Origin of the sequence: Paracoccus simplex (assembly GCF_042648325.1) — a bacterium.
Lineage (GTDB): Bacteria > Pseudomonadota > Alphaproteobacteria > Rhodobacterales > Rhodobacteraceae > Paracoccus > Paracoccus simplex.
Genome location: NZ_JBHRXE010000020.1, coordinates 138576 through 150399, shown reverse-complemented (window position 1 = coordinate 150399; position 11824 = coordinate 138576). Strand labels below are relative to the sequence as shown.

Below are 11824 nucleotides of genomic sequence, written 5' to 3'. Positions count from 1 at the left end.
AGCACCCAAGCCCACTCCCTGAGCACGGACACCCGTCCGCGGCCTACGCCGGATGGTTACACCGCAACTCTGAAGTCCGGCGTTTGAAAGAAAGCTGAATCCGGTAGCTCTCATCGTGACCGATCATCACTGATTGTGGCGAGTTCATTCCCAAGCGTCGTTAATTTGGCAAAATCAGTACGTTGTATGGGAGTTAATATGCGGGAGAGGCAGTTCTCGTGATCAAAAAGGCAGAACTACCTGCCTCTTTTCACGGGTTTGAAATTTCAGAGAATCTTGCTCTGTTCTCCATCCGAATCCTGAACGAATCCAGTGGCTTTGGCTAGTGCGTTTTTCGTTGACTGCCTTTTATTTCACTTCGCACGCGGGTTATCGTGTTGGGACTGGCAAAGTTCAGAGGTTCACAATTGCTTCGAGGTTGGTTCGCGATCTTGCAGGCCTTGAGGTGATCGGCCGCGCCGTAGTGTATGAAGCGCTCTCCCGATATTGCTTATTGCTCATGCCGTTGCATGTTCCCATCCGATAAATCCACCCAGAAATCGAGGTGGATGCCGCGATAGGGAAATTCGGCGCCTTTTGCAGTATGGTCGATAACCCCCGCATCTGCGAGCGTGATTACGTCCTGATGCACGGCTGGCGCATCGCGCCCGACCCGGTGCGCAAGCTCGTCAATGGACATGACCCCTTGCCCGGCAAGCGCCATAACAACCCTAAGACGAGAAGGTGTGAGAACCCGATGCAGATCCTCGTAGCTGCGAAAATACAGCGCGGGGACCGCTTCGCGGACCTTGGCTGCAACGGCCAGTTCGCCTGCTTCGGTGAAGCCTGCGCGAAAATTGGCCCCCGTGTCCAGATGGATGTTTAGAGTGCTCATTGTGTTCCTGCCAGCATTATCGGGTGCCCCTGGAAATGCTGGTCGGCATTCATCCGATCATGCGGGAGGCGGGTGATTTCCGGTTGGCTTCCAACTACTCGACGCATTCAGGGTCAACCCGCCAAGGCACGCTGCACCGCACCGGGCTCTTTCTCGATCACCCGCAGCAGCGTGGCAGCAGGACCAGAGACGCGACGCTGACCTTGTTCCCATTTTCGATACCCCGAAAGGCTCATCCCCATCAATGGGGCCATTTGCGCCTGTGTCAGCTTCGCCCGCATCCTGACCTCGCGCGGATCGACCGGCTCGTGCAGGATTGCGGGGCCTTCTCCCTTGGCATGGGCCAGTGCCTCGCCCATGGCCTGGATCAGATCTTCGCCAAACATGCTCATTTCCTTTCCTTCCATGCAGCCTTCAGCGCCGTGGCCAGCGCGGCCACCGTGCGCTTTTCATCCGGGGTCATGTCGCTTCTCGCGTTCTTAGCATAGGTCAGAAGCGCGTAAAGCGGCATGGTTTCATCCAGATAGTAGTAGATCACCCGAGCACCGCCCCGTTTGCCTCGACCTGAGGCCGCGAACCGAACCTTGCGCACCCCACCCGTGCCAGAGATCTCATCACCGGCCATGGGGTTCTCGGCCAGAAAATCGATCAGTTTCTGATTCTCGTCTTCATTGAACAGCTTTTCGGTCTGTTGGGTGGAGATAGGGGTTTCCGCTATCTGTCTGCATGCCTACATGTAGCCCATCGGGTTACTTTTTGCAAGAAATGGGGCGGTAAGAAGTACCAGACACCATCAATGTCGGCCTCTGCAGCAGGCGAGAAGCGGCCTGTTTGAACCTGCTCAAATGGTCTTCAATCGTCACGGACGTGTTCCAGGCCATAGCTACGCCTCCTGCGATCATAGCATAATTTACTAAAATGAAATACATGGCAATAATCGCCCCACGGACATGGTGCAGCAGGTCTCGGCGATTGCAGCTGAAAGAGAAAAATCAGCGTGTAAGAAGGTAAAGGGCAAATACGAAGACGACCCAGAGGATATCGAACAAGATCCTGACCCAATCGTCGATTACGACAATTTTCAGCACACGTTCACCTCTCTGGCTCTCAACCCACTTTTCAATTGCAGGACGCAACGCAAGCGGCAGCAAGACAAGCCACTGAAGGCACACCCATATTGTGAGGGAAAGCTTAACAAACGCGGCGCCAGTATCAGAGACCGGATTCTGGAAGCCCTTCGACATGCCGATGACGGTGCAAAGCAGAAGAAACGGTAGTACGAGCGTCTGAATATGAACCTTGAAGATAAAGCACCAGAGTGTGTGCCTTTCCCTTGACGACGATGGGATCAGTATGAAACCAGCCATTGATGCCAACGCAACCAGAAAAGAGGCTTCAGCCCACTTTTCCTGGTAGAGGCCACCAAGTATCATGAGAACAGAAAGTGAAGCAAAAGCGAGTTTTGGTTCAGTCACATATTTGGCGTCCATAGAATAACCTCATCAAAACATCCATACAAGGATACACGAAAACGGGCGCTGTTCAACCAATCATCACGTGGCCTTAACGCTTCAGGTCATTAGATCACGCTGAAAAATGACGGGGCCATGAGCGTTGCGCAATCTTGCGCATCACTTACGGACGGTAAAATCCGCCCCGTCAGGCGACGCCTCGGTGTCGTCGGGTTCATCGTCGGCCGTCAGCCGGCGGACCGCCACCAACAGCTCCTCGATCGCCTGCTCTGCGGCCGCGAGCTTCGTGGCCGCCATGAGTTCCTCCCGACCGGCCATTGCGAGGAACATCCCCAACACCTCGTCAGAGTGTCGCGCCAAGGCGACCAGATGCTCTCCGCTCGGTCCGTATCTGCCGGCAAACCAGTTCTTCACCGTCTTCTCGTTGGCGCCGGTCCAGGAGGCGACGATCTTCGCCCCCGCCCGGCTGTCTCCGAGTGATCGCTTCAGTGTCGATGCGATCTCAGCGGCGAACCAGTTGTTCGGCTCGTGCCGACCATTCCCAGTATACCCGTTATCTTTCGGAAAGAACTTGCCCTTTTTCGGAAACGACATTCCGGTCTCCCTCGCTTTAGATGGACGAGGGGATTCAGCCGCAGCTTCACGCGGATTGGACGAATTTGCCTGGAATGACGAGGAGATGCGTGCTTGGGCGGTCGTTGGACGACCAATTCGGATAGTAGCGACGGGCCGCCCGAGATGGATGTGCCTGCGGTCGCCTATGTACGGATGTCGACCGATCACCAGAAATACTCAACCGAGAACCAGCTCGACGTCATCCGCAAATATGCATTGGCTCGCGGCCTTCAGATCCTGCGCGTCTTCGAGGATTCCGGTCGGAGCGGGCTCCGTCTCGACGGCCGCGAGGCGATCCAGAACCTGATGGCAGAGGTCGAATCCGGTCAAGCCGACTTCAAGGCGATCCTCGTCTATGACGTCAGCCGCTGGGGCCGGTTTCAGGATGCCGACGAAGGCGCCTACCATGAGCATGTCTGCTCGCGCGCCGGGATCCGCGTCCACTACTGCGGCGAGCAGTTCGAGAATGACGGCAGCATCGGCTCGAATCTGCTGAAAACCGTCAAACGGGTCATGGCTGGCGAATACAGCCGCGAACTCTCGGTGAAGGTTTTCGCGGGCCAGTGTCGCCTGGTCGAACTCGGTTTCCGCCAGGGCGGTGCGCCCGGATACGGATTGCGCCGGGTGCTGATCGACGAGCACGGCAATCCCAAGGGCGAGTTGTCGCGCGGCGAGCAGAAGAGCCTTCAGACCGACAGGGTCATTCTCGTCCCCGGCCCCGAGGACGAACAGGACGTCGTCCGGCGCATGTATCGCATGTTCGTCGAGGACGGCCGATCCGAGCGCGAGATCGCGGATGCCCTGAACGCCGACGGACTGCGCACCGATCTCGACCGGCCATGGACGCGGGCGACGGTCCATCAGGTGCTGACCAACGAGAAATACATCGGCAACAACGTCTTCAACAAGATCTCGTTCAAGCTGAAGCAGCGCCGGGTGGTGAACCCGCGCGAGATGTGGATCCGCGCCCAGGGCGCCTATCCGGCCATCGTCGATGAGGCACTGTTCCTGCGCGCCCGGGAAATCGTCGATGCGCGCAGCCGCCATCTTTCCGACCAGGACCTGCTGGACGCACTCCGGGCACTGCTTGCGAGCAAGGGCTTCCTTTCCGGGTTGGTCATCGACGAGCACGAGGACACGCCGTCATCGAGCGCGTTCCGATCCCGGTTCGGCAGCCTGCTGCGCGCCTATGAGATGGTCGGCTATCAGCCCGACCGGGACTACCGATACATCGAGATCAACCGCAAGCTCCGCGAGGCACATCCGCAGATCGTGGCGGGTGTCATCGCCGGGATCGAGAACGCCGGTGGCAGCTCCGTTCAGGATCCCCGGACCGAGTTGCTAACCGTCAACGGCGAATTCACGGTATCGGTCGTGCTGTCGCGATGCTTCGAGACCGCAGGAGGCTCGCTGCGCTGGCGCATCCGCCTCGACACGGGGCTCTTGCCGGACATCACCATCGCCATACGCATGGACGAGCTGAATGCGGCGCCACGCGACTATTACGTCCTCCCGAGCATCGACATGACTGCGGACCGGCTTCGGCTGACCGAGCAGAACGGCCTGTCTCTCGATGCCTATCGCTTCGACACGCTCGATTTCTTCTTCTCAATGGCCGGCAGGGCCAGATTCTCGGAGGTGGCCTAATGCCCGATGACATTCCGACCGATGATCACAAACATGTGACCCTCATCCCGACCGACAGGATCCGGATCCTCAATCCGCGTGTGCGCAACCGGCGAACGTTCGAGGAAATGGTCGAGAGCATCGCGCGCATCGGCCTCAAGCGCCCGATCACCGTGACCCGGCGCGCGGCGACGGAGCCTGCGGAATACGACCTCGTCTGCGGCCAGGGGCGGCTCGAAGCCTTCATCGAACTGAAGCAGGACGCCATCCCCGCCATCGTGATCGACGCCGACGAGAGCGACTGCCTCGTCATGAGCCTGGTCGAGAACTGTGCGAGGCGCCAGCATCGTGCAATCGACCTGATACAAGAGATCGGCGCGCTCCGAAAGCGCGGCTACAACGACCGTGAGATCGCGTGCAAAATCGGGCTCAGCTCCGAATACGTCAACATGATCGCCGGGCTGCTCGAGCGCGGCGAGCAGCGCCTCGTATCGGCGGTCGAGACTGGCCTCATGCCACTGAATCTCGCAATCGACATTTCCAAAACGGACGACGAGGGGGCTCAGCGCGCGCTCATGGATGCCTATACAGAAAAGAAGCTGCGGGGGAAAAAGTTTGCGGCCGTGCGGCGTCTGCTCGAACGACGTCAGCGCCGTGGGAGGCGCGTCGATGAAACACCATTGGGCCGCAAGGTGAACCGCAGCGAGCGCCCTCTGACCAGTGATGCGCTCGTGCGGGCCTATCGTCAGGAAGCAGATCGCCAGAAGCTGATGATCAAGAAGGCGGAGTTGACCCAAAGCCGGCTTCTGTTCGTCACGGAAGCGTTCCGCGCGCTCCGGAGCGACGAGAACTTCGTTACGCTGCTTCGCGCCGAAAATCTCGAAGTGATGCCCACCTATCTGGAGGAACACGCGAGGACGGACCCATGACGCGGAAAGATCGCCACCGCTCCGATCCCGTCGTCCATGGCTTTGAAGTTGACTGTGTGACCCTGGCCGTGGACGCTCTTCTTCCAGTGCGAATGCTCCGAACGGCCACGAAATCCAGCAGGAAATACCAGCAGATAACCGCCTCGATCCGCGAGGTCGGTCTTGTTGAGCCGCCCGTGGTCGCCCGCGACCCTTCAAATCCGGGTACCTTCCTTCTGCTGGACGGGCATGTTCGCGTCGAGGTATTAAAAGACCTCGGCATCGAACAGATCGAATGCCTGGTCTCCACCGACGACGAAGCCTTCACCTACAACAAGCGGATCAGCCGGTTGTCGCCAGTCCAGGAGCACAAGATGATCCGTCGCGCCATCGAGCGCGGCGTTCCGGAAGAAAAGATTGCCAAGGCGCTGGACATCAATCCGCAAAGCGTCCGTCGCAAGGTTCGCATGCTGGACGGGATCTGTGATGAGAGTATCGCCATCCTCAAGGACAAGCCCTGCCCGATGGCGGTGTTCGAGATCCTCCGCAAAATGAAGCCGCTGCGCCAGGTCGAGGCCGCCGAGCTGCTGGTCAACGCCAACAACTACTCGGTCGCCTATGCCTCTGCGATCCTGGCCGGTACCCCGCAGAGGCAACTCGCGGAAGGTACGAAGCCCAAGCGCATCAAGGGCATCACCCCCGAAGCGATGGCCCGGATGGAGAGTGAACTGGCGCGCCTTCAGGAGTCGATCACCTCCATTCAGGAGACCTACGGTCAGGACCACCTGCATCTGACTGTCGTCAAGGGCTACCTGGCGAAGCTGCTCGGCAACGCCCGGGTGGTCCGCTACCTCATGCAGCATCGGCCCGAATTCCTTGCCGAGTTCCAGGCGATTGCGGACATGATCTCCACACTGCCACCAGAGGCAGCAGCCTGACCTGATCGCGACGACCATGGGGACCCGGACCCAGATCAAGCGCGGGGACCGCGGGAGACGCCGCACTGTGGGGCGGATCGAGCGCGGTGGTGGGGATGGCGGCGAACCCGCCCGGAGCCCACCAGGCCGGCTCGAGTTTTCGCTGGCCGCGTGGCTGGCATAACGCCGGTCACGACGCGGAATGGGCGTGCCGGTCGAGCATTGATGAATCCCGGCACGCCCAAGCGTCTGGCTCCAACGTGATCGTTTCCGCCAGGCAAGGCCGAATACCACCACGGCGGACAAAACCCGCCTCAAGCCCGTTCGCTCCGACCGGATCGGACGAGATCGCGAGAACGATGGAGAAGGCTGCTCTCCCAGGGCCGCATCATGTCCGACCGCTGGGTTTCCGTAGAAGAAATCGTCGTGCATCTCGGCATCAGCAAGAACACGGTCTAGCGCGTCAGCCGAGTCCAACCTTGCCCGCATCGGTTTTGGTTGCATTTCAGCTCCGGCGTTTTGGTTGATGAGATGAGCGAGCCCCGGCCCGCTCTCCACAAAATGGGTTGTAGGGACGGGGCTGGCGGCGGTGCAGGTTGAAAATCTCCGCAGCATGATGTATATGTTCATGCATATACATATGCACAGGAGGGGCGATCATGCCGCGACCGCAGCCACATTCAGAGCCTCGTGAAGCCAAGCTCTTCCGTAACAACAAGAGCCAGGCCGTCCGCATTCCCGTAGACTTCGAGATGCCGGGGGATCGGGTGAACATCTATCGTGATGGGAACCGGCTTATCATCGAGCCGGTGCGCCGCAAGAACCTGCTTGAAGTGCTGGCCGAACTAGACCCGCTCGGGCCAGAGGATCAGTTTCCTGACGTGGACGAGACGCTTCTCCCGGCCAGGGAAATCGACCTTTGACCCTCTACATGCTCGACACCAATATCGTCTCCGATCTGCTGCGACATCCTGACGGCAGCGCGGCAAAGCGCATTGCCGAGGTCGGCCCGGATGCGATCTGCGTCAGCATCATCACAGCCGCAGAGCTGAGATATGGGTGCGCCAGGAAAGGGTCTGCGAAACTCCTGGCGCATGTCGAATCGATACTGGAAAGCGTGCAGATTCTGGCGCTCGATGTGCCTGCTGACGCGGAATATGGCAGCATTCGTGCCGAGCTTGAGGCCGCTGGCAAGCCCATTGGTCCGAACGATCTGCTGATCGCAGCTCATGCCTGCGCCGCAGGCGCAATCCTCGTGACTGACAATACGGGCGAGTTTTCCCGCGTTCGCGGCCTGCGGGTTGAAAACTGGATCAGGTAGCCGATGAACGAAGACTGTCGTGAGCGCAGCGTCGGAATGGGCGAGGTTTCATTGAACATTGCTACTCTCCATGCCACTTCTGACAGATACTATTCCATGGCATATCCGAGTGCACGGTAGCCTTTTCGCCGCTTGGCGGTCATCCTCGCGAGGACCGGGACAGCGCTGTCGACATAGTCGACCACCAGGACATCTCTCTTCTCGCCGTGCAGCTGCTGGTTCTCATCCGGATCGGCACCGCCTTGCATTAAGCTTCGGCACCCAGTTGCATGACCTTCGGCACTAGGAGCAAAGCAAGAGCGGCTCTCTCAGTGCTAGCGAAGGCGAGAATCGCGGAGACCTCAATTATCGCAGCGGTTCTCGCCTTCGTAGTTGCGGTGCGATCAACGCACGCACCGTGGTATATCGATACCCCCGGGGCGTTCACTCCATCGCTTAGGTTGGTGGCGCTGTTTGAAGGGCTGGACTGGCGGTTGGTACAGCTGCGGGCGGGGCAACGGCGAGATCAATATCTTGGACCCGCCTGGCTGCCGGGCTTTGGATACCGTCAACAAAGCAGCCGGCGTTTCAGTAGTTCATCCAGCCAATCAGCAAAGACCTGAAGCCTTCGAGAGAGATGCTGACGGTGCGGATAGAGCAGCGCCATCGGCAGTGGTGCGGCCCTGTGATCGGGCATTACCTCGACAAGTTCACCTGCGTCGAGGTGGTGTTTGGCATCGTAGGCCGGGATCTGGATGAGGCCGAGGCCCGTAAGGCAGCAAGCGATATAGGCTTCGGCGTTGTTCACGGTGACGCGTGCACGCATGGGAAGTGTGCGTATCTCGCCGTCCTCGATCCACTCCCAATCCTCAACGCGACCGGTGGAAGGCGAGGCATAGTTGATGGCCAGATGTCCGCCGAGATCGTCCGGAGTGCGCGGTGTACCGTATTGCGCGAGATAGGCGGGACTGGCGACATTGATCAGCGGCAAATCGCCAATCTTGCGGGCGATGAGTCCTGAATCGTTCAACGGTCCGACACGCAGCACACAGTCGACACTCTCTTCGACGAGGTTGACCGCTCGATCGGTCACGCGCAGCTCGATGTCGAGTTGGGAATGGCGTGCGAGGAACTCCGGCAGGGCTGGCGCGATGATCAGCCTTCCGATCCGGCCCGGCATGTCGATGCGAAGCGTGCCCGCAGGCCCGACCGAGTTCTGGCGGAAAAGGCCCTCCGTCTCCTCTACATCGGCAATCAGCCGCAGGCAGCGTTCATAGAAGGCGGCGCCGTCCAAGGTCGGGGAGACCTTCCGGGTGGTGCGGTGAAGCAGGCGGGCGCCGACCCGCGCTTCGAGGTCCATCACCGCCGCGGAAACCGACGAGCGCGGAAGTCCGAGCGTATCTGCGGCGCGCGTAAAACTCGTACATTCGACGACACGAGCGAAGATGCGAAAGAGATCGATACGGTCCAAGGGTCTCAACTCAGTTTGATTGTCCGGTGTTTCCGACAGGTGATGTCAGAAACACCGACTTTATCGCGCTATTGTAGACGATATTCTGCATTGTAGAAAGCGGTCGCACATGGCGGCCGGATAAACAGAAGGCAAACGTCATGACTGATCACAGCATCAGGGGAAAAACCGTTCTCATTGCCGGCGGCGCGAAGAATCTCGGCGGACTGCTCGCACGTGATCTCGCCGCACAGGGCGCCAAAGCGGTCGCCATCCACTACAATACCGACGCCACGAAGCCGGCTGCCGATGAGACAGTGGCCGCGATTAAAGCAGCCGGCGCGGACGCCTTCGCTTTCCAGGCCGACCTCACCACCGCCGGCGCAAGCAAGAAACTGTTCGCTGACGCAAAGGCTGCGATGGGCAGTATCGACATTGCCATCAACACAGTCGGCAAGGTGCTGAAGAAGCCGATGGTCGAGACCAGCGAGACTGAATATGACGACATGACCGCGGTGAACTCGAAAAGCGCCTTCTTCTTTCTCAAGGAAGCTGGCACGAACGTAAGCGACAACGGTAAGGTCTGCACGCTTGTGACGTCGCTTCTGGGGGCCTATACGCCGTTCTATGCTGCCTATGCCGGCACCAAAGCGCCGGTGGAGCATTTCACGCGCGCCGCGTCGAAGGAGTTCGGCAAGCGAGGAATCTCGGTTACGGCGATCGGGCCGGGTCCAATGGACACGCCGTTCTTCTATCCGGCCGAGGGCGAGGATGCGGTCGCCTATCACAGGACGGCGGCGGCGCTGTCAGATTTCTCCAAGACCGGGCTGACCGACATTGAGGACATCGTTCCCTTCATCCGCTTCCTCGTCTCAGACGGTTGGTGGATGACCGGCCAGACCATCCTCGTCAACGGCGGCTACACGACGAAGTAAGCCGTGGTGCCGGCGGGACCAGAACCCGGCCGCATCCGTTTCCAGCCTGCGTTTCGATCGACCCACATCGCGTCACCGATCCAGAGAGTCTCGTCATGACCAACCGATTCCAGTCTCTGTTCGACCTGCAGTGCGCGTATTTCCTGAGCGATGCGACCAAGAGCTATAACTGGCGGATCGACCAGCTCGATCGAATGGAACGCATGCTCACTGACAACAAGGATGCGCTCTGCGACGCGCTCCATCAGGATTTCGGCAAGCCGCCCTTCGAGCAGCTCTTCGAGATCACCGTGCCGAGCGGCGTGATCCGCTATTATCGCGAGAACTTGAAGGCGCTGATCGCGCCGCAGAAGGTCGAGCTTCCGAAAGGATTGGAAGCAACCGGCAACAGCGGTGTCATCTACAAGGAGCCCTATGGCGTGACGCTGGTGATCGGGCCGTTCAACGCGCCGATCCTCCTGCTGCTCGATCCGGCAATCGCGGCCCTTGCCGCGGGCAATACGGTGATCCTTAAGCCGGCCAATACGACGCCGACAACGGCGGCGCTGCTGAGCGAACTGATCCCGCGCTATTTCGCGCCGGAGAACGTCGCTATCATCACCGGTGGGCGCGAGGAAATCAGTGAGCTTCTGCAGCTACCCTTCGACTTCATCTTCTTCACCGGCTCCTCGGCAGTCGGTAAGGTGGTCATGCGTGCGGCGGCCGAGAACCTGACGCCTGTAATCCTCGAGCTCGGCGGGCAGAACACGACCATCGTCGATACCACCGCCAATCTCGATATCGCCGCCGATCGCATTGCTTGGGGCCATAATGCGATTTCGGGACAATGGTGCATCGCGCCGGGCTATGTCTATGTCCATGAGAGCGTCGCTGATGTCTTCATCGCCAAGCTGAAGGCATCGCTCGTCAAGATGTATGGCGAGGATCCGAGCCAGAGTCCCGACTTGGCCCGGATGATCAGCGAACACGATGCCAAGCGAGTCGCCTCTTATATCCTCCCTGAAAAAGTCGTCCACGGTGGACGCTATGACGTCAAAGCGCGCTATGTCGAACCGACGCTGCTCTATCCCTCGACCTGGGACGACCCGGCGCTGCAGCAGGAGGTGTTCGGCCCGGTGCTGCCGGTCATGCCCTACGGCAACCTCAAGGAAATCGTTGAAATCATGAAGCGCAAGCCAAAATCGCTGGCGGCCTACATCTTCAGCAAGAATCAGGCAGTGATCGACTTCATACTGGGATCGCTCTCGTTCGGCGGCGGCTGCGTTAACCAGACAAATCTCCATTGCTGGATCGACAGCCTGCCCTTCGGCGGCGTCGGCAACAGCGGCATGGGTAAATATTACGGCAAGGCCGGTTTCAACGCCCTCAGCAACACCAAGGCGATGCTGATCGGCAATCCCGATCTCGAACTCGATGTCTTTCCGCCCTACACTGGCAAGGATATCGCGAAGAACCTGAGCGTTTTTTCCGGGGAGGAATAACGTCATGCACACGCTGATGATCATCGTTGGCGGGGCCGTCCTGCTCGGCATCTTCCTTCTGTTCGGAAAGCTCTGGGGCGGCGACCTTGCCGGCATGGCCACCGGAGCGAAGCTCTTCGTCCCGGCTTGGCTGGCCGTGGCCGCGGTCAACATGTGGGTCGGCGTGACCAGAGCCGGTTACACAGTCGCTCAGGAACTGCCCATTCTCTTCGTCGTCTTTGCCGTGCCTGCGGCGCTTGCAACCCT

14 protein-coding genes are annotated in these 11824 nt (G+C 59.5%); 8 read left to right on the top strand and 6 right to left on the bottom strand.

The genetic code is table 11. The features are described 5' to 3' along the window. Positions 1-490 precede the first annotated feature (490 nt). The 5 genes from ACFOMP_RS09645 to ACFOMP_RS09625 form a co-directional block, all read right to left on the bottom strand. Complete coding sequence (locus tag ACFOMP_RS09645; protein WP_024844286.1) at positions 491-874, bottom strand: HVO_A0114 family putative DNA-binding protein; 384 nt, start codon at positions 872-874, stop codon at positions 491-493. Positions 875-987: 113 nt separating this feature from the next. Continuing rightward, positions 988-1260 carry a helix-turn-helix domain-containing protein gene (locus tag ACFOMP_RS09640; protein ID WP_231486706.1) on the bottom strand — a complete coding sequence of 91 codons (273 nt, stop codon included), beginning with the start codon at positions 1258-1260 and terminating at the stop codon, positions 988-990. A 2-nt stretch (positions 1261-1262) separates the two neighbouring features. Next, positions 1263-1499, bottom strand: coding sequence for a type II toxin-antitoxin system RelE/ParE family toxin (locus tag ACFOMP_RS09635; RefSeq protein WP_231486708.1), 237 nt, complete (start codon positions 1497-1499; stop codon positions 1263-1265). A 367-nt stretch (positions 1500-1866) separates the two neighbouring features. Next, a complete protein-coding gene (locus ACFOMP_RS09630) occupies positions 1867-2364 on the bottom strand; it encodes a hypothetical protein (protein WP_155984346.1) in 498 nt (165 codons plus the stop codon). 141 nt (positions 2365-2505) lie between these two features. Next, positions 2506-2940, bottom strand: coding sequence for a hypothetical protein (locus ACFOMP_RS09625; RefSeq protein ID WP_024844289.1), 435 nt, complete (start codon positions 2938-2940; stop codon positions 2506-2508). Between the two features lie 144 nt (positions 2941-3084). Between ACFOMP_RS09625 and ACFOMP_RS09620 the strand changes: the two genes are divergently transcribed. The 5 genes from ACFOMP_RS09620 to ACFOMP_RS09600 all read left to right on the top strand — a co-directional run bounded on the left by ACFOMP_RS09620 (position 3085) and on the right by ACFOMP_RS09600 (position 7733). Continuing rightward, positions 3085-4608 carry a recombinase family protein gene (locus ACFOMP_RS09620; protein ID WP_051481103.1) on the top strand — a complete coding sequence of 508 codons (1524 nt, stop codon included), beginning with the start codon at positions 3085-3087 and terminating at the stop codon, positions 4606-4608. Beyond that, the gene (locus ACFOMP_RS09615; RefSeq protein WP_024844291.1) at positions 4608-5516 is read left to right on the top strand and encodes a plasmid partitioning protein RepB C-terminal domain-containing protein; all 909 of its coding nucleotides are present in this window, start codon (positions 4608-4610) and stop codon (positions 5514-5516) included. Before ACFOMP_RS09620 ends, ACFOMP_RS09615 begins: the two co-directional genes overlap by 1 nt. Continuing rightward, the gene (locus tag ACFOMP_RS09610; RefSeq protein WP_073061609.1) at positions 5513-6433 is read left to right on the top strand and encodes a plasmid partitioning protein RepB C-terminal domain-containing protein; all 921 of its coding nucleotides are present in this window, start codon (positions 5513-5515) and stop codon (positions 6431-6433) included. The genes ACFOMP_RS09615 and ACFOMP_RS09610 overlap by 4 nt, the downstream gene beginning before the upstream one ends. A gap of 638 nt (positions 6434-7071) precedes the next feature. Next, entirely contained in the window at positions 7072-7335 is a 264-nt protein-coding gene (locus ACFOMP_RS09605) for an antitoxin (RefSeq protein ID WP_230998498.1), read from the top strand. Then, a complete protein-coding gene (locus ACFOMP_RS09600; protein ID WP_230998497.1) occupies positions 7332-7733 on the top strand; it encodes a type II toxin-antitoxin system VapC family toxin in 402 nt (133 codons plus the stop codon). Before ACFOMP_RS09605 ends, ACFOMP_RS09600 begins: the two co-directional genes overlap by 4 nt. A gap of 547 nt (positions 7734-8280) precedes the next feature. Here the strand turns inward: ACFOMP_RS09600 and ACFOMP_RS09595 are convergent. Further along, positions 8281-9183 (bottom strand): LysR family transcriptional regulator, encoded by a 903-nt coding sequence (locus tag ACFOMP_RS09595; RefSeq protein WP_230998496.1) that lies wholly within the window; start codon positions 9181-9183, stop codon positions 8281-8283. A 140-nt stretch (positions 9184-9323) separates the two neighbouring features. Here ACFOMP_RS09595 and ACFOMP_RS09590 point away from each other — a divergent pair, with 140 nt between their 5' ends. The 3 genes from ACFOMP_RS09590 to ACFOMP_RS09580 form a co-directional block, all read left to right on the top strand. Beyond that, the gene (locus tag ACFOMP_RS09590) at positions 9324-10097 is read left to right on the top strand and encodes an SDR family oxidoreductase (RefSeq protein ID WP_230998495.1); all 774 of its coding nucleotides are present in this window, start codon (positions 9324-9326) and stop codon (positions 10095-10097) included. Positions 10098-10192: 95 nt separating this feature from the next. Next, positions 10193-11578 (top strand): aldehyde dehydrogenase family protein, encoded by a 1386-nt coding sequence (locus tag ACFOMP_RS09585; RefSeq protein WP_230998494.1) that lies wholly within the window; start codon positions 10193-10195, stop codon positions 11576-11578. A gap of 4 nt (positions 11579-11582) precedes the next feature. After that, positions 11583-11824, top strand: a 242-nt coding sequence (locus ACFOMP_RS09580) for a hypothetical protein (RefSeq protein ID WP_379029876.1), incomplete at its 3' end; no start/stop codon positions are given.

What these genes read in the sequence shown, in the direction of transcription:
- ACFOMP_RS09645 (WP_024844286.1), bottom strand. Translation starts at nt 874, where the DNA reads ATGAGCACTCTAAACATCCATCTGGACACGGGGGCCAATTTTCGCGCA.
- ACFOMP_RS09640 (WP_231486706.1), bottom strand. Translation starts at nt 1,260, where the DNA reads ATGTTTGGCGAAGATCTGATCCAGGCCATGGGCGAGGCACTGGCCCAT.
- ACFOMP_RS09635 (WP_231486708.1), bottom strand. Translation starts at nt 1,499, where the DNA reads ATGGCCGGTGATGAGATCTCTGGCACGGGTGGGGTGCGCAAGGTTCGG.
- ACFOMP_RS09630 (WP_155984346.1), bottom strand. Translation starts at nt 2,364, where the DNA reads ATGGACGCCAAATATGTGACTGAACCAAAACTCGCTTTTGCTTCACTT.
- ACFOMP_RS09625 (WP_024844289.1), bottom strand. Translation starts at nt 2,940, where the DNA reads ATGTCGTTTCCGAAAAAGGGCAAGTTCTTTCCGAAAGATAACGGGTAT.
- ACFOMP_RS09620 (WP_051481103.1), top strand. Translation starts at nt 3,085, where the DNA reads ATGGATGTGCCTGCGGTCGCCTATGTACGGATGTCGACCGATCACCAG.
- ACFOMP_RS09615 (WP_024844291.1), top strand. Translation starts at nt 4,608, where the DNA reads ATGCCCGATGACATTCCGACCGATGATCACAAACATGTGACCCTCATC.
- ACFOMP_RS09610 (WP_073061609.1), top strand. Translation starts at nt 5,513, where the DNA reads ATGACGCGGAAAGATCGCCACCGCTCCGATCCCGTCGTCCATGGCTTT.
- ACFOMP_RS09605 (WP_230998498.1), top strand. Translation starts at nt 7,072, where the DNA reads ATGCCGCGACCGCAGCCACATTCAGAGCCTCGTGAAGCCAAGCTCTTC.
- ACFOMP_RS09590 (WP_230998495.1), top strand. Translation starts at nt 9,324, where the DNA reads ATGACTGATCACAGCATCAGGGGAAAAACCGTTCTCATTGCCGGCGGC.
- ACFOMP_RS09585 (WP_230998494.1), top strand. Translation starts at nt 10,193, where the DNA reads ATGACCAACCGATTCCAGTCTCTGTTCGACCTGCAGTGCGCGTATTTC.